A 21,846-nucleotide genomic window follows, 5' to 3' on the forward strand; every position below is an offset into this window, starting at 1 on the left:
GTGGAAGAAAAATACCGTATCTCAAAAGTTTTGAGATAAAGATATAGTCTACGCTTATGTGAAAGCATAAGAGGTCTACTTGTGAGAGAAAGACTGCTATAATGTTGCGAATTATAGTGAATGAGAAAAATATATATAATTTAATAAATGTGGATAAATTTTAATTAGTTGGGAATAATAAGAGTATACCCAACGATACTGGGGAATTTAAGCCTGTGGAGAGTTATACCAAATGAAAGTAGTAAGTGATTTATCACTACAAAATCAGATTCGGTGAAACAGGAAGATATAATACGAAAAGCTTCGGAGAAAAACCGAAGCATAAGTTGTATCACAGTATAAATAATTACATTTAGATAAAAATGTATATATTTTTCGTATCGGGTTCATTAAATCAGTTTTATTATGATGGAAATAAAAGAACATCAAGACTTATAGCAAATATGGTTTTAATTTCAAACGGACAAGGAATATTAAATATAAAAGCAAAGGACAGATTAGAATTTAACTCTCTTATGGTGGAATTTTATAATACACAAGAAGCTAATGGAATTTTTAACTTTATAAATAAAAAGTGTGTAGAAAGATATTAAAATTAAACTTCACATTTTGTGGAGTTTTTTTTCTATTTCAATTAAGTATTAATTTTAGAAAACGATAATAGGAATAGTATGTAAAGTTATTTTAAAGGGGTAGATATGGGGATTTTTGAAAAAATTAAAAAATTAAATGAAAGAACTTTTGAAACTAAGGAAGTAATAAATATTTTATTGTATCTTGTTTTATGTGTAATGCCTTTGATACTTGGGGGAAGTGGTAGTGATAGATATTATTATCCTAAAGCAATATTTTTGTATTGTGTAGGAAGTGTGATATTAATTTTAGTTATAAAAGAAAAGGTGAGGTTAAATAGAAAGATTGATAAAGTGTATTTAATATTTTTTCTTTTGTTATTACTATCAGCGGTTTTTGCAGAGGATTTAGAGAGGGCTATATTTGGAGGTAAGTGGAGATATGAGGGAATTATAACTTTATTTATGTATGGAGTTTTATTTATAGCCTCGAGTAGATATTTTATTTTAAGTAAGAGAGGTCTTGAAGTATTTTTAGGAAGTGGACTTATTGTATCTGTTTATTGTATTTTGCAGAATAATGGTGTTGAGCCTATGAAGTTTTGGCTTGGAAATGCTGAAAGAATGAATGCAACTATAGGGAATAGAAATTTTTTAGGAACATATGTATTAATTTTCTTAGGCTTTTCTATTAGTATGTTTATATTTTGGAAGAATAAAAGGTATTTAGTTTATTCACTAATATATTTTGCAACTTTAATTTATTCTCAAACTAGAGGAACATGGCTTGGGCTTGGGTTTTTCTGTGTAGTAGGATTGTTATTTATTTTAAAGGATAAGGAACGTTTGAAGAGGGCAGTAATTATAGTGATTTCATTTATTTTAGTATTTGCAGTAATAAATATTAAAAGTGGTGGAGTTATATTAGATAGGGTAGAGAGTATTGCAGAAGAGATGGAAGAGATGAAAAATAAAGATGCTAATGCGGGAAGTGGAAGGCTTGGAATATATATTGGAACTTTTCATATGATTAAGGAGAGACCATTACTTGGAACAGGTGTTGAAAATTTTTGGTATGGTTTTAAAGAAGATGCACCAAAGGAAATTGTAGATGCATGGAATGCACAAAAAACTATGGTGGATAAAGCTCATAATGAATTATTGCATTATGCTGGGACAAGTGGTGTACCAGCAGCTTTAATGTATATTATGTTAGTGTTTTTAATTATGAAGAAGCTATGGGAGAAAAGAGAAAATGATAAGATAAAGGTATTATTTATAGTTTTAGTGGGATATCTATTCCAAGCAAACTTTAATATAAGTGTAGTACCTGTTGCACCTTTATTTTGGATTCTTTTAGGATTAGCTAGCTCAGATAATATAGAGGAAAGAATTTTAGAAATTGATAAATAAAATATAAATGGGAAAAATTGAGAAAAGACTAATATAAAAGAGGGAATTAGAGTAATATAGAATTATATTACTCTAATTTATTATAAAAAGAGAAAATAAGGTAATAATATTTAAAGAAAAGTTTGAAATTATTTCTAATAAGGGATATTATTATAATTAAAGATTAGCACTCTAAGGTTAAGAGTGCTAAAGGAAATTTTTAAGGGAGGTTTTACATTATGATTAGACCATTAGGAGATAGAATTGTTATTAAAAGATTAGAAGCTGAAGAAACTACAAAGAGTGGAATAGTTTTAACAGGAACAGCAAAGGAAAGACCACAAGAGGCAGAGGTTATAGCTGTAGGACCTGGAACTAAGGATGTAGATATGGAAGTTAAGGTAGGGGACAAGGTTCTTTACGCTAAATATACTGGAACAGAAGTTAAGGTTTCAGGAGATGAATTTATTATACTTAAGCAAGAAGATGTTCTTGCAGTTGTGGAATAGGGGGAGATTTTTATGGCTAAAATTATTAAATTTGGAGAAGAAGCTAGACGTGCAATGCAAGTTGGTGTTGATAAATTAGCAGATACAGTAAAGGTTACTTTAGGACCAAAGGGCAGAAATGTTATTTTAGATAAAAAATATGGGACACCTTTAATTACAAATGATGGTGTGTGTGCGACTTGTTGCTAGATATAAAGGTTGGCGAGGGTCAACTACAAAACTAGCGTAACACTATATAGTGTTATAACTATAATATCGAAAGGTAGAATGATAGGGTAACGCCTTGAAATGCCTTCCCAAAGTTACGGCTAGCGTTTATGCAGTTAGAAGCATAAAGGTTAGAAGCCCGTTAAAACGACTGAGAGCTACCCTAACGTTAAGTCGAGGAAATGCAAACCAGAGGTGGTTGAGTAGTGATAGGTCTAGGGTCAGAAAATATCTATGGTTAGTATGTCACAGTTAGATGTGGCTGACAAAGTTAAGAATTTAAGGGTCTATACGTCGACTCTTCAGAAATGAAGTGAGTACCTAAGAAGTACAGTTAGTGTGGATGAGTAAAAGTTGACTCTATGAAAATCCATATAGTGTTATAGGCACTATCAAGCTAACAGGCTCAGATTAACGACCTAAGGATATAAATGTATTGATAGATATTATGGAACAAGGTAAGCCTAGAATATGGATGGTTCTAACACCATATGAAATATTATTAAGGAAAATCATAAGATATAACTTAATTTAATCTAGGTGAAAGCGGTGGCACAGTACTGATGAAACTCTGATAATAAGGAGTGGAGGGATAGCCACTAGACGGATTATATAAATTATAGAAAATTTTAGTTTATTCAAGGTTCTGGTAAGACTAATAGATATCAAATTAATTCTACGAAGGATGAAATGATAGACTTGAACAGCAACTTGATAATGAAAAGACAATTAATTCGGAATAATGAATACTATGATATGCAAGGAATATTTGATAAATTATATACCGAAGCAAAGCAAGGTAAGAAATTTACAAACTTAATAGATATCATTAGTAATGAAAATAATATCATTTTGGCATATAGAAATATCAAAAAGAATAGAGGAAGTAAAACTCCTGGAATTGATAAAGTAACAATTGAATATTTTGATAGAATGGAAACGAAAAAGTTTGTTTCTAAGATTCAAGATTGTTTAAGAATGTATAAACCGAAAGCAGTTAGAAGAGTTACAATACCGAAAGATAATGGTAAAACAAGACCTTTAGGTATACCTTGTATGATTGATAGGATAGTGCAGCAGTGCATTAAACAAGTTATGGAACCAATATGTGAAGCTAAATTTCACAATCATAGCTATGGGTTCAGACCAAATAGGTCAACACATCATGCACTAGCAAGAGTGAATTTTCTAATTAATAGAGGTAAAATGCATTATGCAGTTGATGTTGATATCAAAGGTTTCTTTGATAATGTAAATCATGGAAAATTACTTAAACAAATATGGAATCTAGGAATTAAGGATAAAAATTTAATATGCATAATATCAAAAATATTGAAGAGTGAAATTGTTGGTGAAGGAGTCCCAACGAAGGGAACGCCACAAGGTGGTGTATTAAGTCCTCTCTTATCAAATATAGTTTTAAATGAATTAGATTGGTGGATAAGTAATCAATGGGAAACCAACACAGGTCTTAGAAAAGAGTATAGTTGTTTTAGAGCAACATATCATGCAATGGCAAAAACAAATTTGAAGAAGATGTTTATTGTTAGATATGCGGATGACTTTAAAATTATTTGTGGAGATTATAAAACAGCACAGAAGGTATTTATTGCTACTAAAAGCTGGCTAAAAGATAGACTAGGGCTAGAAATAAGTCCTGATAAATCAAAAGTAACTAATCTCAGGAAAAACAATACTATATTCTTAGGCTATAAAATCAAAGCTAAGCTAAAAGGCAAGAAATATATTGCACATACTAATATGAGTGATAAAGCTATACAGAAAGTTAAAACTAAGATAAGAAATCAAATTGACAAGATATTTGTAAAGAATGATAGGAATGAAGTAAATAGATATAATGCAATTATTGCAGGTGAGCATAACTATTACAGATATGCTACAAATATAAACCACAATATGAGTGATATCAATTTTTATACCAGTAAATACCGAAAGAATAGGCTAAAAACTAGTTTGAAACGGACTAATGAAATGACATCAACGTATCAACGACTCTATGGTGAGTATACCAGTAAATTATGGAGTATAAAAGGGATAGTGCTATTTCCAATATACGGAGTACGCACACAACCACCAATATGCTTTAAACAAGAAATTTGCAATTATACTCATGAGGGGCGTAAATTAATACATCAATATCTAAAAGGTTATGGTGATACGTTAAGAAAACTAATGGCATCAAATATTTGTGAAAATGCAGAAAGCTTGAAATTACATGATAATAAGATAGCAAAACTCATTGAACAAAAGGGTAGAGATAATATAACAGGAGAAAATTTAAAGTATGAGGATATGGACTGTCATCACAAACTCCCAAGAAGTTTGGATGGAACAGATGATTATAGCAATCTAGTGTGGATTAGCAGAGGTTATCATAAACTTATACATAGTACAAATCCTGATACGATAAACAAGTACATTGAATTATTGAAACCAAACAAAAAAGCCTTAGACAAAGTCAATAAATTTAGAAAGTTAGCTGGAAATCTAAATATTTAGATTGTAATTTATATATGTTCGTTGGCACGCCGTATGAGTACGAAAGTCTCACGTACGGTGTAGAGCGGGGGAAAAGTTGGCGATAACTTCAAAGACTTACCTATCGCTATCAATTGCAAGAGAAATAGAACTTGAAGACCAATATGAGAATATGGGGGCACAGCTTGTTAAAGAAGTTGCAACTAAGACTAATGATGTTGCAGGAGATGGAACTACAACAGCTACACTTTTAGCACAAGCTATTATAAGAGAAGGTCTTAAAAATGTAACTGCAGGAACTAATCCTATGCTTATAAGACAAGGTATTAACATGGCAGTTGAAAAGGCTGTTGAAGAAATAAAAGCTATATCAAAGCCTGTTATGGGAAAAGAAGATATAGGAAGAGTTGCAGCTATTAGTGCAGCTGATGAAAATATAGGAATGCTTATAGCAGACGCTATGGAAAGAGTAGGAAATGAAGGGGTTATAACTGTTGAAGAGTCAAGATCTATGGGAACAGAGCTTGATGTTGTTGAAGGAATGCAGTTTGACAGAGGATATGTTTCCCCTTATATGGTAACTGACACTGAAAAAATGGAAGCTATTTTAGATAATCCATATATATTAGTTACAGATAAAAAGATAAATAATATTCAAGAGATATTACCAATATTAGAGCAAATAGTTCAAAATGGAAGAAAGCTTCTTATAATTGCAGATGATATTGAAGGAGAAGCAATGGCAACTCTTGTTGTTAATAAATTAAGAGGAACATTTACTTGTGTTGCAGTTAAAGCACCAGGTTTTGGTGATAGAAGAAAAGAAATGCTTAAGGATATTGCAATTCTTACAGGTGCTCAAGTTATTTCAGAAGAGCTTGGAAAAGATTTAAAAGATGTTCAGCTTTTTGAACTTGGTGAAGCTGAAAGCGTAAAGGTAACTAAAGAAAATACTACAATAGTTAATGGAAAAGGTAATTCAGATGAAATAAAAGCTAGAGTTACTCAAATAAAATCTCAAATTGAAGAAACTACATCAGAGTTTGATATGGAAAAGCTTGAAGAAAGACTTGCAAAGCTTGCAGGTGGAGTTGCTGTTATAAAGGTTGGAGCTGCAACAGAAACAGAGCTTAAAGAAAGAAAATTAAGAATTGAAGATGCATTAGCTGCAACAAAAGCTGCTGTTGAAGAGGGGATAGTTCCTGGTGGTGGAAGTGCTTATGTTAATGTATTAAATAAAGTAAGCGAATTACATTCAGATGTTTATGATATTAAAGTTGGAATTGATATTATAGTTAGAGCTTTAGAAGAACCAATGAGACAAATCGCAACTAATGCAGGAGTTGAAGCTTCTGTTATAGTAGATAAAGTTAAAAATAGTGAAGAAATTATAGGATATGATGCTTTAAGAAATGAATATAAGGATATGGTTAAGGCAGGAATTGTTGATCCAACAAAAGTAACAAGATCAGCACTTCAAAATGCAGCATCAGTTTCATCAACTTTCTTAACTACGGAAGCAGCTGTTGTTGATGTAAAAGAAAAAGAAGAACAGATGCAAGGAGCTCCAGGAATGGAAGGAATGTATTAAAAATATAAAAGGTGTTAAGAAAAATAAAAAAAATACGATAATAAAAACAAGTCTTAGTAATAAAGGCTTGTTTTTTTGCATATAAAATAATATATAAAAAGATAAAAATTGAACAAAATTAAAAAAATTAACAAAAATTTAAAAGAAATATTTTAAATTTAAGGAAAATAATGTATAATGAGTTTATGAACCATAGGAGGAAAGAAATGGGAGTAAAAAAAAGGCTTGGAGATTTATTAGTAGACAATGGAAAAATAACTGATAACGAGCTTAGGACAGCACTGGCAAAACAAGCTATGTCAGGAAAAAGACTTGGAGAAATTTTAATTGAAAATAACTATGTGTCAGAAGAAGATATAATAACAACATTGGAAATACAATTAGGGATAAAAAGAGTTAACTTAGAATTTATAGACATAGATAGTAGTATTTTAAGCAGAGTACCGGAAACTTTATGTCAAAAGCATCACATAATTCCACTTCAAGCTGATGAATATAACATTTGTGTTGTAACATCAGACCCATTAGACCTGTTTGCAGATGAAGATATAAACATCGTAACAGGACTTACCGTAATAAAGGTTTTAGATACAAGAACATCAATAGATACTGCAATTTCAAAATATTATGGAAGCCAGTATGCTAAAGAGGTTGCTAAGGATTTAGAACTTGAAGGCTTGGGAGATATAGAAGAGGAAAAGCAAGAAAATTTAGAAGATGATGCACCTGTAATAAAATTCGTTAACACGATAATTCAAAATGCAGTAAAAATAGGAGCCAGTGATATTCATATAGAACCTTTAGAAAAAGAGGTTCGTGTACGTGCAAGGGTTGATGGAGAGCTTTCAGTTATGCTAACAGCACCAATAAGATCAAAGTCAATGCTTATAACAAGAATAAAAATATTATCAAACATGAATATTGCAGAAAAGAGAGTTCCACAAGATGGTAGAATTCTTCAAGAAATCGATGGCGTTAAAATCGATTTCAGGGTATCTACACTACCAACAGTTCATGGTGAAAAGGTAGTTATAAGGATACTTAAGGCATCTAATGAGCTTAAAAATAAAAGCTCACTTGGGATGGATGATGAAGATATAGAAAAGCTTGTTCAAATCCTTTCTAATACTTATGGAATTGTTCTAGTAACAGGACCTACAGGAAGCGGTAAATCCACAACGCTATACTCAGTATTAGGGGAGTTAAATAGTATAGATAAAAACATAATAACAGTTGAAGATCCAGTAGAGTTTACAGTAAATGGTATAAATCAAGTTAATGTAAACACAAAGGCAGGAATGACCTTTGCATCTGGTCTTAAATCAATACTAAGACAAGACCCTGATATCATAATGATAGGAGAGATCAGGGACGCTGAAACAGCAGAAATAGCAGCAAGAGCCGCTATAACAGGACACGTTGTTTTAAGCACACTTCATACAAATGACGCACCTTCAACTATAGTAAGACTTATAGACATGGGAATAGAACCATTCTTAATATCAACATCTTTAGTTGGAATCATTGCACAAAGACTTGTAAGAAGAGTTTGTTCAGCATGCGGAAAAGAGTATGAAGCACAGGATTATGAAAAGGAATTATTAGATATTCCAAAGGAGCAGACCCTTTTCTTAAAAAGAGGAGATGGATGTTCATACTGTAACAATACAGGGTATAAAGGCAGAACAGGTATTTATGAAATATTAAGTGTAAATAGAGAAATGCGTGAAGGAATAATCAGAAATGAAGATTCAGATACCCTAAAAGAAATTGCAGTAAAAAATGGAATGAAAACATTAAATAAAGCTTGCAAAGAAAAAGTTATGCAAGGAGTAACAACAATAGATGAACTTATGAGAGTGGCATATTTAAGAGAGTAAAAGGGGTAATGGTATATGGCTATTTACAAGTACAAAGCAAAGAATATGCAAGGTGATGTAATAGAAGGTAGTCTTGAAGTAGCAAGCAAAGAGCTATTAATGGAAAACATCCGAAGTAAAGGATATTTCCCAATAAAAATAGATATGGAAAAAAATAGTGATATGGAAATAAATTTATTTAAAAAGAAAATAAATTTAAAAGAATTATCAATATTATCAAGACAACTAGGGTTTTTAATGCGAGCAGGAGTTCCCATAACAAAAGCATTAGAAATCGCACATGAGCAAAGCCAAAATAAAAGAATGAAAGAGATTTTAGCAAAATGTTCAGAAGAAGTAAATAAGGGAAGAAGCTTATCAGAATGTTTAAGTGATGAAAAAGACTTTCCAAAATTAATGCTAAATCTTATAAAAGCAGGTGAAATCTCAGGAAGACTAGATACAGTAATGCTAGAGCTTTCTGAATACTATAAAAAACTATATAAACAAAAACAAAAAATAAATCAAGCAACAATATATCCAAAGATACTTGTATCATTTTCAATAGGAGTAGTTGCATTCCTACTAGCTTTTGTTGTTCCGAGTTTCGTTAAGAACTTAACTAGTGGAGGAGGAGAAATTCCTTTTGTAACACAGGCACTTGTAACTATCGGAGACTTTATGAAAAACAATATGTTATTCATAATTCTAGGAGTAGTTGCATTAGTATTCTTTAAAATGATGGTCTTAGACAAAAATAAAGACTTTAGGCTTAAGATGGGAAAACTTAAAATAAGTTTTAAAGGAATAGGACCATTAAATAAACAGATAATAGCAGGAAGATTTGCAAGTACATTTTCAATACTTATGGCATCAGGTGTAAGTGTTATAGAAACTATAGAAATCTTAGGACAAGTTCTTGAAAATGAATATGTAGAAAAAAGACTGCAAGAGGCAAAAGAAGATATACAAAAAGGTAACTTAATAGGAAAAACAGTCCAAGACTTAGATGTGTTTCCACTAATGTTAACTCAAATGATAACAGTAGGAGAGGAAACAGGAGTTTTAGACGAAATAATGGTAAAAACAGCAGAGTTTTATGAAAATGAAGTTGAAGTTGCTATAGAAAAAATGATAGCAATGATAGAGCCAGTACTAATCATATCTTTAGCATTTGTAGTATTATTTATAGTTCTTGCTATAATGATGCCACTAATGAGTATGATAGATACGGTAATGGCAATTTAAAAAATAAATATTAAAGTGATATAAATTAAAAATTTATATAAATAAAAAATCTCAGGGGGTATAATTATGAGAAAAATGTTAGCAAACAAAAAAAAGAAAGGGTTCACGCTTATTGAAATGGTAGCTGTTGTAGCTATTATAGGAATTTTAGCAGCAATTCTAGTACCAAAGGTTACAGGGTATATGAAAGAAGCTAAGAAAACAGCTGTTATTGATCAAGCAAGAAAAGTAAGTCAAGCGTATGAAACTGCAGTTATGAAAGAGAAACATGCAGGAGTTACTTTAACTAATCAAGCGACAACAGAAGTAAATAAGAATACAACTATGAAAAGCTTGGTTGATGGAGCAGATTTAAGTAAAATTGGAACAGCAACAGTACAACAGTGCATCAATATAACTAAAGGTGCAGACTTTACATTAACAACAGGGGATGTGCTAGATACAAGTTCAGTAGCAACATCATCATAAAATAAAAATGAAAAGGCCCCTTTTAGGGGCTTTTTTAAAAAATAAATGAGGTAAATAATTTTGGGGATTTTGGTTTTTTTTATGGGATTTTTTCTTATGAATATGATAAATAAATATATATTAAAAGAGAAGAACTTTATTTTTAGTTTTTTTGTAAGTTTTTTTATTGTAGCACTTTTTTTAAAGTTTGGATTAAGCTTTCAGTTTTTTAAGCTTTTATTTTTAACTTTTGTTTTAAGTGTTATTGGTTTTATTGATTTTAAGACTCAGGATGTCTATACTTCTCACATTATTTTTGGAGCTTTGGGAGGATTTATCTTTTTAGGGATTCAGTTTTTTTATGATAATGTTTTTGAGTTTGGAAGTATTACTGCATTTTTAATTTTCATTTTTGGAATGATTGTTATTGGAGTTTTTGATTGCAGGGCTGAGGATGAAAGAAAGATTTACTTTAGTATGGTATGTATTTATTTGTTATATTTCATTTTAAAAGGAAACTTGAATTTTATAGATGTTTTTTCAGCCTGTGTTATTCCAAGTCTTGTTATTGGAGCTCTCGCTTTAGCTGGTGGAATGGGATGGGGTGATGTTGAAATTATATTTATATGTGGGTTATTTTTAAGTTTTAAGATGTCTTTATTAAATCTTTTTATTGGCATTCTTTTAGGAGGGGTATATTCAATATATTTAATAATTTTTAAAAAGAAGATGGGGAAAACAAAGATAGCTTTTGGACCCTATATTGCCATAGGGACAGGAGTAACTGTTCTTTTTGGAGAGCAGATTTTAGCTTGGTATATTAATTTAATTTAAAGGGGAGGGAATAGTTTTGTTTGATAAGGATGTAGTTGCATTAGATATTAATGAAGAAAACATAACTATACTAATTGGTCATAAGCATAATATTCGTGAGGGAGCTATGTTTAAGACTCCAAAGGGGTCATTTGAGAATGATAATATTGTAGATTTAGATTCGATTTTAGAAATTATTGAGCCTTTTGTAAGTAAGAAAAAGAAGACTGCAAAAGACATAATGTTTTCTATAAAGGGTCAAGATATTATAATAAGACATTTAACTGTACCTAATACTGATGAAAAGCTTATGAGAGAGAATGTTCACTTTGAGCTTAAGCAGTTTATAGGGGAAAAGATAGAAGAATATTATAGTGATTTTGAAATTATTAGTTATGATTCTGATAACAATACTGATGCAAACGTAATGGTTGTTGGAGTAAAGAAAGAAAAGATAGACAATTATCTTAGTCTTGCAAGAGAACTTGATTTGAATGTTAAAGCAATAGATATTTTTGCAAATAATATTGGAAGAGTATTTAAGGCATTTAAAACTAGCTTTAGCCAAAGTGTTAAGCTTGCAGGAGTTCTTAGTATAGATGGACATTCTAACTCAATGGTTATTACTGAGTTTGGAAAGATTGTTATAGAAAAGTATCAAGGATATGGCTTATATGGTGCAAATGAAGAAGAAATAAAAAATGAGCATGAATATAATAAATTCCTAGATTCTATAATTTTAGATAAAGAAATTGATGAAGAAAATGAAAGAAAGTATGACAGATTCTTCAAGTCTCTTATAACACAATATAAATTATTAATTCAATTCTATTCAACAGGAAAGCTTAAGAAAAATTTAGATAAAATTTATCTTATAGGAAGCGCTAATAGAATAGATGGTGTACATGAATATCTAGAGAAAAACTTTGAAGTGAAGGTTGGAGAAATTCCTGATTTTAATGACTTGAAAATAGTAGTTAAAAGACCAGAACATGTACAACTTAAAGATTATCTATACACATATGGATTATTATTGAGAAGGGGCTAGAGATATGAGTAAGATTAGAGAGTTAAATTTAGTACCTCAGCATATAAAGAAGGAAAAAGAAAATAAAGAAAAAATGTCACAAATTATAGCAGGGGCAGTTTTAGTTTGCTGTGCTATAGGAGGGTATGCTGTTTATTTAAATACAAAGGTTTCAAGCCTTGAAAAGAAAAAAATAGAGCTTCAAGGAGAACTTCAAAAAACGCAGGAAAGATTTGATGAAAATACTGCATTAAATTTAAGAATATCAGAAATTACAGCAAGCATTGATAAAATTGAAAGTCTTTCTGTATTAAAAGATAGAGATACTAAGAGAGTTATGGCAGAGCTTGGTAAGAAAATGCCATCAGGCTTAAAGGTTAAGAATATAAATTATGTAACTGTAGATCAAGATGTTAAAGATGGTTATGTAGGAGCTATAACTTTAGCAGGTGAATCAAAAAATAGAAGTGATATAGAAGAATTTTGGGCTAATTTAAGAGAAGATAAAAGATACTATATATCTCATATATCAGGAATAACAAAATCAGAAGATAAAGAAAGTGGAGTAGCGACATATTCATTTAATTTAACTTTGAAGATTAAGGAGATATAAGATATGTTTAATAAAAATAAAGATAGCAAAGATGTAGCAGTTAAAAAAAATAAGCCTAAAATGCAGATTACTAAAAATGAAAAAATTCTTTTAGGAGTAATTATAGCAGGAGCAGTAGGCTATGGGACATATACATTTGTATTTAAGCCTTTAAATGACAAAATAAAGCCATTAGAATCAGAGGTTCAAACCTTAGAAGCAAGCGTTAATGGAAGAAAAAATATTGATATTCAGCTTGAAGAAACAAGAAATATCTTAAAAAATAAAGAAGTTGATTATAAGAAGGTAGTAGTAAAGGTTCCTGAAACAGATAGATATCCAGAGCTTTCAAGAAATCTTCATACAACAGGCTTTAACAATAATATAAAAATAAATTCAGTAACATTTGGACAACCTGTTGCAGTAAGCTTAGGTGAAGGTGGACAAAGTGCAGAAGGAACAACTGCAAACCCAGAAAATGAGCAAGAATACAATAGCTTAATGGCAGCAAAAAATGGATTCTACAAGTGTACAGTAACAGTAAACTATGAAGGTTCATTTATGCATGTAATGAATTTTGTAAAAGCTATGGAAAGACAAGAACAAATTTTAGAGCTTACGAATATATCTATAAGCGAACAAGAAAAGAAAGAAGTTCTAGACAACACAAAAGCTGTTGAAGACTTAAAAGAAGATATAGAAGAAAGCGGAAAGAAAATTGAAGAGATAAAGAAAAAGATAGAAAAATTAATGGAAGAAAAACAAAATGCAACAGATGCAATGGTAAAAGCTGAAATACAAGAGGAAATTCAAACACAACAAATAGAAAGAATGGCAGAACAAGCAACAAAAGAAAGCTTAGAAAATGCCTTAAAAGATTTACAAAACTCAGAAGCTACAGGAAAATCATACTCTGTAACAGGAGGAACTGTAACATTTGAATACTACACTAAAGGTGAAGTAAAAGAAGAAGATCACAACTTTAATAGTGGTAACTATGGTAAAGAAGATTTATTCAAGTAATTTAGAGGAGTAAATTATGAGAAAAAATAAAAAGAAAAAAGGCTTTACATTAATAGAAGTTGTAGCAGGACTTGCAGTTTTTGCAGTAGTATCAACTGTAATAATGAGTATGATATTAAACGTAAATAAATATAATGCAGAAAATAAAAATCAGTTTGATGCAAGTGCTATGTCAAGAGCCTTTAATGAAGGAATAAAAAGTATAAGACCAGTTGATAATGAGAGAGCAGCGGGCTTAAAGGGATATCCTGATGCATGGAAAGAAGTAACTACTGGTGGAACACCAACAGATAGTGTGCCTAGATATTATTATATAGGATTTGATGAGATAGATGGACTTAATAGGGCTATAAAGGAATCTTTATTAAAAGATGCTAGTTTTACTGTAACAAATCCAAATCCAACAGTATCAAAATATTATATCAAAGAAATAACTGATACAGATACTATAGAAAGTTTTCTAAATAATACAGAGGCTCAGAAGTATAAATATGGAATAAAAATAAAAGTGCAAAATAAAGTAGCAGAAAAAGTTTATGTATTTGATACTCAAACTATAGATATACCTGGTGGAATAACAACAGTAGCTGATAGAAAATTTGCTATATCAAGTATTGCATAGGGGGAGTAGTAGATGAAAAAGAAAAAAGGATTTACCCTTATAGAAATGATGGCGGTAATAGCTATACTTGGAATCTTCTCAACACTTGTGTTTTCATTATTTTCATCATCAACATCTATGTTAGTAATGGCTGAAAATGATAATGTATTACAAAATGAAAGTAGAAATATAATAGATGTTTTAGAAGAAGATATAAGATATGGAGAAAGTATAGAGGTCACCGGAGCGCCACAAATGATACTAGCACTAACGAGGAAAAGCACAAGGTATTTTTATACAATAGAGGGAAGTGAATTTCAAAAATATGAAGATGAAGATAATGATAAGAAGTTTGATAAAACAAAAGATAAACTTATTGTTTCACCATCAAAAAATGTTAAAGAATTTGAAGTGAAAAAAGAAAATGATTTATATAAGATAAGATTTAAATTTGAAACAAAAGATGGAAAAAGTAGTTATGATTACGAAAATAGTATTTATCCTATGAATAGTTAAATTAGGAGGAATATAAAAATGGTTAAAAAAGAGGGTAGCACATTAGTAACAGTATTAGGAGTAACAGTTATCTTCATGACATTAGCTGTAACGATACTTACATCTATTATGGGCACAATGAAAGCAAATAATAGTCAAAAGGTAAGAGAAGATTTAAAATATGCAGCAGAAAGTGGACTTGAAATAGCAAGAAGTTATTTAAATGGAAGAAATACTATTACAAAAGGAGATATAGATACTATAAATGACATGTTAAAAAAGACCTTAGTAGATACTAACAATGATGGACTTCCAGACAGTGAAGTTGGAAAAGTTGAATTAGTATCACCAACAATAGATGGAAGTGGAAACATAATAGATACACCAAAAGATCCAACAGTTACTGGGAAAAGTGAAAAATTCACAGTAAGGATAAGAGCAGAAAAAAAAGATGAAACAGATGTGCGTGAATATGCAGGAGTAAACTATGAAAAAAATGATGGAAATTCAAAAAATATCTTTGAATATGGATTAGTTGCTGGACAAGGTGGAATTGATATATGGAAGGATTGCTTGAATAATCCATGTGATATAAAAAAGACACATGGGGATATTGATTATTCAACAACGACAATATCATCGGCAAATGGAACAATAATACACGGAGAAAGAAAGCCAAGTAATGAAGCGGAAAAGGATAAATTTGAAGAAAATAAATATTCAAAAATAGAGTTTCTAAATCAGATGGGAAGAGAATCAAATATATCAATGAGAAAAAAAGAAACGGCAAGTATAGATAAAGATAGTTTATTTTACTATAAATTCTATAAGACAGATAATGAAGAAATGATTCCGGTTACAAATATTAAATTGAAGTTAGCAGCAAATGGAGAGTGGACAACTGCTACTGGAATTAATGGAGATAATAAAGAGATAAAAAAAGAAATTGAAACAAAAATTGCTTCAGAAAAAAGTCCAATATTAAAAATAGAAGCAACTGGTTTAGGACCATTTTCTATGAATATAGTATTTATAAATTCTGATATTTTAAATCTAGATATTATAGCATCGTTAGATTTTACAAATACAGTACTAATAACTAATGGGAGTGTAAAAGCAACTGGAAAGGGGTCACTTACATTATCATATTCAACATTATATGCAAATAAAATAGACATCGATAAAGATACATCTATTACTATAAATGAACAGTCGGGAACAGAAGGTCACGGAATTAGTAAAAACAAAGAAGAAATCTTAAATGAATTGATAGAAATGATAGTTCCTAATTGGAAGCAAGGTTCTGGAGTGATAACAGAAAAAATGGGACTAAAGGAAGATACATTTAGTAATTAAATAAAAGAAAATGGATTCATAAATTATGAGTCCATTTTTACTATAAACTAATGATTATTTTAGAAGAGATTAAATAAAATAAGGAATTAGGGGAATAGGGGTATGATTAAAAAAAGAAATGGAAGCAGTATGATCACAATACTTGGAGTAACATTAGTACTTGTACTTTTAAGTGGGATAATTCTTAGTTTAACAATGGGAACTATGAAGTCCAATACAAATCAAAAAGTGATAGAAGACTTAAGATATGCAGCAGAGAGTGGATTAGAGGTTGGAAGAAGTAGAATGAGCGAAAAGCCGATCATATCAGGAACACCAGGAAGTGAGATAGTTACATTTCCTAGTATAGATACAAGAACTGCACCAGATGATGTCTTAGTCCAATCATTAAAAAAAGGTATGATTGGGAATGTTGAAGTTGTATCAACAACAACTGATGCAGATAAATTTATAACTATAACAAGTATTGCAACGCATAAAGATGATCCAAGTAAAAAAGCTGAAGTTAAATGTAGGTATATAAAAAATAAAAATGGAGTTGGAACAGTATTTGATTATGGATTGGTGGCAGGTCAAAATGATATTGATATAAAAATAAATGATGAGTTAAAAATGGGAAGCAGTCCAATATCTAAACCGGATGGAGATAAAGTATTAGTAAATAATTCAGAATATGATAACGGGAAGGTAACAAATAATTCGTTTGAAAGCCTAAAGATAGTTAACAATATGAAGAAAAGTAAAAAAGTAATTATGAAGGGGGTACCAGCAGCAACAGAGTACTCAAGCTTTGGTTATTATACTGATAGTGTAGAAGAGAAAAATAAGATAAATAAAATGGAAATAAAAGTAGATATATCGAAGCCAAGTATTGCAGAGATTGATGGGGTGGGAAATTTACAAATTGAAGAGATAAGAGGAAAAGAAAAGCCGGAAGTAGTAAGAATATTATTTCATGAGGGAGGTAACATTGTAATAGATATATTATTAGTGAATAGTGAAAAGTTGGATATTGAATTAGACACGGGAAATAGTCATTTATATAAAAAAGCTATATTATGTAGTGGAGAGGTTGAGATTAGATCATCAACAGGAGGACTATCGATGGATAGTTCTACTATATTTGGAGATAAAGTTAGCATTAATATGACAGGAGCAATTAATATTACTTTTGCATCCGGAGATGAAAGTTTTGGTATGAATAGTGAAAAAGAAAAGATTATTAATGGTGCATTAAAGTTACTTATTGAAAATTGGGATGAGGGAACAGGATTAGAAAAAAATTGGATGAGTATGGATAAGGGATCGTTTGATAATTAAAAAATAAAAATGAATTAAATGTAAATTAGCGTGTTGGTGAGATACTGACACGCTTTTGTAATTTTCCTTCAAGTAGAAGAATAGAATAATAGCGGGGAAGGTATTATTTTATTCTATAAATTAAAAGATAGGAGGAAATATATATGTTTAAAAAGAAAAAGGGGAGCACATTAGTAACAGTTTTAGCAGTAGCAGTTGTATTTATGACTATAGCATTAGCAATAATCACATCAATTATAGGGACAATGAAGACAAATATTAACCAAAAGGTAAAAGAAGACTTAAGATATGCAGCAGAAAGTGGACTAGAGATAGCAAGAAGTTATCTGAATGGCAAAAGTACAATAACACAAGAGGATATAAATAATATTAATGAGAGATTAAATCATTTGTTGGTAGATTTAAATAAAGATGGAACTCAAGATGAAGAAATAGGCGAAGTGAGGTTAGTTTCACCTAGTATTAATGGAGATGGAAGTATAGTAAATGAACAAAGAAAAGAATCTGAAAAAAATACTGCTAACTTTATGTTAAAGGTAAGGGCCAGTAGGATTAATAGAGAAAGTATTTATGAAGAAGTAGGCGTTCAGTATATATATGGAAAAGGCGATAATATGAATATATATGAATATGGAGTGATAGCAGGTCAAAATGATATTATAATGAATAATCCAGCATTAAATGATTTTACAGTTAATGTTTCAGCAGGAGATAAAATTATTATAAATGGAAAGGAAAAAGAAGGAACTAAGTATAAGAAAGGTAATATGTTTGATGAGTTAGATTTTACTGAAAATACGGAGTTTACTGATAAAATTACATTAACTAAGATAGATGAAAATCTTTATCCAAAATCACAGTATGCTGACATGTATGCTAATGAAAATAAAAATAATTTGGGTGGTTTTGGATTTTATGATATCAAAAATAAAAAGAAATTAGAAATAACAGAAATTGAAATAGGACTAAAACAACAGGGAATTGAGTCAGTAAGTATTGATGGAAAAAAAGTAACAGGTGATATAAAGGAAACAATAAAGGCAACTAAAAAGAAATCTATAGTAAGAATTGAGGTTAAAAATCATCCAAGAGATATGACATTAATGATATTTAATTCAAGAGAATTAGATATTATACCAATATCACCGAAAATTTTAATAAAGCCAAATGAACCAGAGATTGTAGACGGAGAGTTAAACTTAGAAAGATATCAAGGACAAACATTAGCATTGAGTAATTATATTATGATAAATAGTGGAAATATAAATATAAAAGGAAATTCTACATTATCAACATACTATACTACTATATATGGAAAAGGGATTAATATAGATAAAAATGCATCACTTGATATAAATACAGTTTCAGGAACAGATGGACATGGAGTAAATAAAAATGATGAAAGCAATTTCAATAAAATATTTAGTTTGTTTATAAAAAATTGGGATAAAGAAAATGGTTTGTCTAAAGGTAAATTAAATTTAAAGGAGAAAACATTTGATAATTAATAATAGATGGGAATTATAGTAATTAATGAAGCGGGAGCAAAACTAACCAAACTCAACCCCGGGCAAAATTTTAAGCGTATTGGCAGAGTGTTGATACGCTTTTGCTTTTTGTAATTGATAAATGAGGAATAAAAGTGGTGGTTTATAGTGGATTGAATTGATATAGAGAGAATAATTTAATATAATTATGGTAATAACTTAAACAAAAGAAGAATAAAGTCGAGGTGCATTTGATGAAAACATTGCAAGAATTAAACCTAGAAGATGATTTTTTGTTTGCAAAAGTTATGAGTGATAAAAAAATTTGTAAGGAATTTTTAGAAAAACTTTTAAATATAGAGATAGTTAAGATTGAAATGCCAGAAAATCAAAAAACGATAGATATACTTTTAGAAGCTAAGGGAATTAGATTAGATGTTTATGTTAAAGATGAAAATAATACAGTATATAATGTTGAAATGCAAAGAGGAAAGCATAAAAATTTACCTAAAAGACTTAGGTATTATCAAGGAAATATAGACTTAGATTTAATTCAAAAAGGAGAAGATTATCTAAAGCTAACTAAAAGTTATATTATCTTTATTTGTACATTTGATTTGTTTAAAAAAGGAAGGCATAAATATTCATTTGAAAGTGTTTGTATTGAAGATGAGAGTATAAGACTTTTGGATGATACAAATAAAATAATATTAAATACAAAAGGATTAATGAAGGATATTGATAAAGAACTATTGGAGTTTTTAGAATATGTAGAAAATTCTAATGAGGATATAGCTAAAAAATCAAGTGGGAATTTAGTTAAGAGGATACATAAAAAGGTTATAGATGTAAAAAAAGATAAGAGAATGGAGGTTGAGTTTATGACACTTTTAGAGCGTGATAGAGAAAAAATTGAAGAGGGTGAAAGAAAAAAACAGATAGAAATAGCTAAAAATTTAATGGATATTTTAGATGATGAAACTATTAGTAGAAAAACAGAACTGGAAATTGAAGTAATTAGAAAATTAAGGTGTAAAAATATAAATGATAATTAAAATTTAAAAAATCAAATGACACTCTAAGAAAATTTTTAGCGTATTGGCAAAGTGCTGATACGCTTTTGCATTTGTAATTGATAAAAGAGGAATAAAAGCGTTGGTTTAGGGTGGATTGAATTGATATAGATAGAATAATTTAATATAATTATGGTAATAACTTAAAGAATGAGAATTAAAGTAGAAAGGGGGAATTTCTAATGAGTATATATTTGAATACGAATAAGCCACTAGAAAATTATAAGAAGCTATTGAATGCAGATTATTTTGTGGATAAATCAGAAATTATTGAGAAGTTAAATAAGAATATAAATACTACTGATGGATACATTTGCATAACTAGACCAAGAAGGTTTGGAAAGTCATCAGTTGTAGATATGCTTGGAGCTTATTATTCTAAAGGAGTGGATTCAAAAGAGATTTTTGATAAGCTTAATATAAGTAAGGCAGGTAGCTATGAGAAGCATTTAAATAGATATAATGTTATAAGTATAAGTTTTAATGAGATTTCAGAAAACATGAAATCTTATGATGATTATATAAATAATATAAGAGATGAAATCAAAAAAGAAGTTATGGAAAAGTTTAATGTTACTGAAAAGGAAAGCCTTAAAAGGATGTTGCTTAAAAGTGGTGAAAAGTTTATATTCTTGATTGATGAATGGGATTATATTTTTAATAATAACTTATTTGAGGAAAATCAAAACGACTTTTTAGAGTTTCTAAGAGAATTGTTAAAGGATCAACCTTATGTAGCATTATGCTATATGACAGGGGTTTTACCTATAAAAAAATATTCAAGTGGAAGTGCTCTTAATATGTTTGATGAGTTTACTATGCTTAGTGATTTAAGATATGGAGAATACTTTGGTTTTACTGAAGAAGAAGTGAAAAAACTTTGTGAAAATGAAAAGAAAATATCTTTTGAAGAGATAAGTGATTGGTATAACGGATACATCAATGAAGAAGGTGAAAGACTGTATAATCCACGTTCTGTTGTTAAAGCACTTCAAAATAAAAAATGTAAGAGTTATTGGACGAATACTGGAGCAATGGATGAGGTAGTAAATTTAATAAAGTATGATACATTAGAAATTAGAGACGATATTATAGAAATGGTAGCCGGTGATGTTATTGATATAACAATTGATGAGGAATTTAGAGCAGGGCAAGGAGCACCAAGAAATAAAGAAGAGATATATTCGGCAATGATAGTTCTTGGATTTTTATCATATTATGACGGCTATTTAAAAATTCCAAATAAAGAACTTATGAAAGAGTTTGAAAAGGCATTAAAAGATGAAAGTTTTGGATATGTTTCAAAGATTGTAGAGAATTCAAAGAAAATGCTAAAAGCCACAGTCAGAAAAGATACAAAGGTTGTAGAGGAAATACTTCACAATATTCATAATTCTGAAATTCCAATCCTACAGTACAATGACGAAAATAGCCTTTCGTGTGTGCTAACACTAGCATATCTTTCAGCAAGAGATACATATAGAGTTGAAAGAGAAGAGAAAACAGAAAAAGGATATGCAGATTTTACTTTTCATCCAAGAAGAAAGAATGATACTGCATTTATTGTGGAATTAAAGAAAGATGTATCACCAGAAATTGCATTAAAGCAAATTAGAGAGAAAGAGTATATAGAGAAATTTAAGAAAGAAAATGAAGATAAAAATATTCTAGCAGTAGCTATTTCTTATGATTCAAAAGAAAAGAAGCATAGTTGTCTTATAGAAGAGTTATAGAT

The 21,846-nt window shown here is 29.8% G+C and carries 19 protein-coding genes and 1 pseudogene; all 20 read left to right on the forward strand.

Annotated elements, in window-relative coordinates; genetic code table 11:
* Positions 1 to 362: 362 nt before the first annotated feature.
* The 20 genes and pseudogenes from ACRC28_RS11155 (at position 363) to ACRC28_RS11250 (ending at position 21,844) form a co-directional block, all read left to right on the forward strand.
* On the forward strand, positions 363 to 593 hold the full coding sequence (locus tag ACRC28_RS11155) for a hypothetical protein (protein WP_438543524.1): 231 nt from the start codon (positions 363 to 365) through the stop codon (positions 591 to 593).
* A 105-nt stretch (positions 594 to 698) separates the two neighbouring features.
* Entirely contained in the window at positions 699 to 1,985 is a 1,287-nt protein-coding gene (locus ACRC28_RS11160) for an O-antigen ligase family protein (RefSeq protein WP_438543525.1), read from the forward strand.
* Between the two features lie 215 nt (positions 1,986 to 2,200).
* Positions 2,201 to 2,473, forward strand: a complete 273-nt coding sequence (locus ACRC28_RS11165; RefSeq protein ID WP_438543558.1) for a co-chaperone GroES — start codon at positions 2,201 to 2,203, stop codon at positions 2,471 to 2,473.
* A gap of 12 nt (positions 2,474 to 2,485) precedes the next feature.
* Positions 2,486 to 2,662: a hypothetical protein gene (locus ACRC28_RS11170; RefSeq protein ID WP_438543559.1), complete on the forward strand. Its 177-nt coding sequence runs from the start codon at positions 2,486 to 2,488 to the stop codon at positions 2,660 to 2,662.
* A gap of 735 nt (positions 2,663 to 3,397) precedes the next feature.
* On the forward strand, positions 3,398 to 5,200 hold the full coding sequence (gene ltrA, locus ACRC28_RS11175) for a group II intron reverse transcriptase/maturase (RefSeq protein ID WP_438543526.1): 1,803 nt from the start codon (positions 3,398 to 3,400) through the stop codon (positions 5,198 to 5,200).
* 106 nt (positions 5,201 to 5,306) lie between these two features.
* Positions 5,307 to 6,770 (forward strand): annotated as a pseudogene (gene groL, locus ACRC28_RS11180) (chaperonin GroEL); the annotation flags it as partial.
* A gap of 206 nt (positions 6,771 to 6,976) precedes the next feature.
* A complete protein-coding gene (locus ACRC28_RS11185) occupies positions 6,977 to 8,650 on the forward strand; it encodes a GspE/PulE family protein (RefSeq protein WP_438543527.1) in 1,674 nt (557 codons plus the stop codon).
* 15 nt (positions 8,651 to 8,665) lie between these two features.
* Positions 8,666 to 9,877 (forward strand): type II secretion system F family protein, encoded by a 1,212-nt coding sequence (locus ACRC28_RS11190; protein ID WP_438543528.1) that lies wholly within the window; start codon positions 8,666 to 8,668, stop codon positions 9,875 to 9,877.
* 66 nt (positions 9,878 to 9,943) lie between these two features.
* Entirely contained in the window at positions 9,944 to 10,345 is a 402-nt protein-coding gene (locus ACRC28_RS11195) for a type II secretion system protein (RefSeq protein WP_438543529.1), read from the forward strand.
* Positions 10,346 to 10,441: 96 nt separating this feature from the next.
* Positions 10,442 to 11,158, forward strand: a complete 717-nt coding sequence (locus ACRC28_RS11200) for a prepilin peptidase (RefSeq protein ID WP_438543530.1) — start codon at positions 10,442 to 10,444, stop codon at positions 11,156 to 11,158.
* A gap of 16 nt (positions 11,159 to 11,174) precedes the next feature.
* Positions 11,175 to 12,185, forward strand: coding sequence for a pilus assembly protein PilM (pilM, locus tag ACRC28_RS11205; RefSeq protein ID WP_438543531.1), 1,011 nt, complete (start codon positions 11,175 to 11,177; stop codon positions 12,183 to 12,185).
* 4 nt (positions 12,186 to 12,189) lie between these two features.
* Positions 12,190 to 12,777, forward strand: a complete 588-nt coding sequence (locus tag ACRC28_RS11210; RefSeq protein WP_438543532.1) for a PilN domain-containing protein — start codon at positions 12,190 to 12,192, stop codon at positions 12,775 to 12,777.
* A 3-nt stretch (positions 12,778 to 12,780) separates the two neighbouring features.
* The gene (locus ACRC28_RS11215; protein WP_438543533.1) at positions 12,781 to 13,779 is read left to right on the forward strand and encodes a hypothetical protein; all 999 of its coding nucleotides are present in this window, start codon (positions 12,781 to 12,783) and stop codon (positions 13,777 to 13,779) included.
* A gap of 16 nt (positions 13,780 to 13,795) precedes the next feature.
* Entirely contained in the window at positions 13,796 to 14,401 is a 606-nt protein-coding gene (locus tag ACRC28_RS11220; RefSeq protein ID WP_438543534.1) for a type II secretion system protein, read from the forward strand.
* A 12-nt stretch (positions 14,402 to 14,413) separates the two neighbouring features.
* Positions 14,414 to 14,896, forward strand: coding sequence for a PilW family protein (locus ACRC28_RS11225; RefSeq protein WP_438543535.1), 483 nt, complete (start codon positions 14,414 to 14,416; stop codon positions 14,894 to 14,896).
* An 18-nt stretch (positions 14,897 to 14,914) separates the two neighbouring features.
* A complete protein-coding gene (locus tag ACRC28_RS11230; RefSeq protein WP_438543536.1) occupies positions 14,915 to 16,231 on the forward strand; it encodes a pilus assembly PilX N-terminal domain-containing protein in 1,317 nt (438 codons plus the stop codon).
* A gap of 102 nt (positions 16,232 to 16,333) precedes the next feature.
* A complete protein-coding gene (locus tag ACRC28_RS11235) occupies positions 16,334 to 17,551 on the forward strand; it encodes a hypothetical protein (protein ID WP_438543537.1) in 1,218 nt (405 codons plus the stop codon).
* A gap of 143 nt (positions 17,552 to 17,694) precedes the next feature.
* Positions 17,695 to 19,059: a hypothetical protein gene (locus ACRC28_RS11240; protein ID WP_438543538.1), complete on the forward strand. Its 1,365-nt coding sequence runs from the start codon at positions 17,695 to 17,697 to the stop codon at positions 19,057 to 19,059.
* Positions 19,060 to 19,292: 233 nt separating this feature from the next.
* Positions 19,293 to 20,093 carry an Rpn family recombination-promoting nuclease/putative transposase gene (locus ACRC28_RS11245; RefSeq protein ID WP_438543539.1) on the forward strand — a complete coding sequence of 267 codons (801 nt, stop codon included), beginning with the start codon at positions 19,293 to 19,295 and terminating at the stop codon, positions 20,091 to 20,093.
* A 200-nt stretch (positions 20,094 to 20,293) separates the two neighbouring features.
* Entirely contained in the window at positions 20,294 to 21,844 is a 1,551-nt protein-coding gene (locus tag ACRC28_RS11250) for an AAA family ATPase (protein WP_438543540.1), read from the forward strand.
* Positions 21,845 to 21,846: the final 2 nt, after the last annotated feature.

Origin of the sequence: Clostridium sp., assembly GCF_051650885.1 — a bacterium.
GTDB lineage: Bacteria > Bacillota > Clostridia > Clostridiales > Clostridiaceae > Clostridium.

Excerpts from the sequence above, each read along its gene's own strand:
- ACRC28_RS11210 (WP_438543532.1), top strand. The coding sequence starts at position 12,190 with ATGAGTAAGATTAGAGAGTTAAATTTAGTACCTCAGCATATAAAGAAG.
- ACRC28_RS11190 (WP_438543528.1), top strand. The coding sequence starts at position 8,666 with ATGGCTATTTACAAGTACAAAGCAAAGAATATGCAAGGTGATGTAATA.
- ACRC28_RS11160 (WP_438543525.1), top strand. The coding sequence starts at position 699 with ATGGGGATTTTTGAAAAAATTAAAAAATTAAATGAAAGAACTTTTGAA.
- ACRC28_RS11220 (WP_438543534.1), top strand. The coding sequence starts at position 13,796 with ATGAGAAAAAATAAAAAGAAAAAAGGCTTTACATTAATAGAAGTTGTA.
- ACRC28_RS11250 (WP_438543540.1), top strand. The coding sequence starts at position 20,294 with ATGAGTATATATTTGAATACGAATAAGCCACTAGAAAATTATAAGAAG.
- ACRC28_RS11215 (WP_438543533.1), top strand. The coding sequence starts at position 12,781 with ATGTTTAATAAAAATAAAGATAGCAAAGATGTAGCAGTTAAAAAAAAT.
- ACRC28_RS11225 (WP_438543535.1), top strand. The coding sequence starts at position 14,414 with ATGAAAAAGAAAAAAGGATTTACCCTTATAGAAATGATGGCGGTAATA.
- ACRC28_RS11170 (WP_438543559.1), top strand. The coding sequence starts at position 2,486 with ATGGCTAAAATTATTAAATTTGGAGAAGAAGCTAGACGTGCAATGCAA.
- ACRC28_RS11185 (WP_438543527.1), top strand. The coding sequence starts at position 6,977 with ATGGGAGTAAAAAAAAGGCTTGGAGATTTATTAGTAGACAATGGAAAA.
- ACRC28_RS11230 (WP_438543536.1), top strand. The coding sequence starts at position 14,915 with ATGGTTAAAAAAGAGGGTAGCACATTAGTAACAGTATTAGGAGTAACA.
- ACRC28_RS11240 (WP_438543538.1), top strand. The coding sequence starts at position 17,695 with ATGTTTAAAAAGAAAAAGGGGAGCACATTAGTAACAGTTTTAGCAGTA.
- ACRC28_RS11200 (WP_438543530.1), top strand. The coding sequence starts at position 10,442 with ATGAATATGATAAATAAATATATATTAAAAGAGAAGAACTTTATTTTT.
- ltrA (WP_438543526.1), top strand. The coding sequence starts at position 3,398 with ATGAAAAGACAATTAATTCGGAATAATGAATACTATGATATGCAAGGA.
- ACRC28_RS11245 (WP_438543539.1), top strand. The coding sequence starts at position 19,293 with ATGAAAACATTGCAAGAATTAAACCTAGAAGATGATTTTTTGTTTGCA.
- ACRC28_RS11155 (WP_438543524.1), top strand. The coding sequence starts at position 363 with ATGTATATATTTTTCGTATCGGGTTCATTAAATCAGTTTTATTATGAT.
- ACRC28_RS11195 (WP_438543529.1), top strand. The coding sequence starts at position 9,944 with ATGAGAAAAATGTTAGCAAACAAAAAAAAGAAAGGGTTCACGCTTATT.
- ACRC28_RS11235 (WP_438543537.1), top strand. The coding sequence starts at position 16,334 with ATGATTAAAAAAAGAAATGGAAGCAGTATGATCACAATACTTGGAGTA.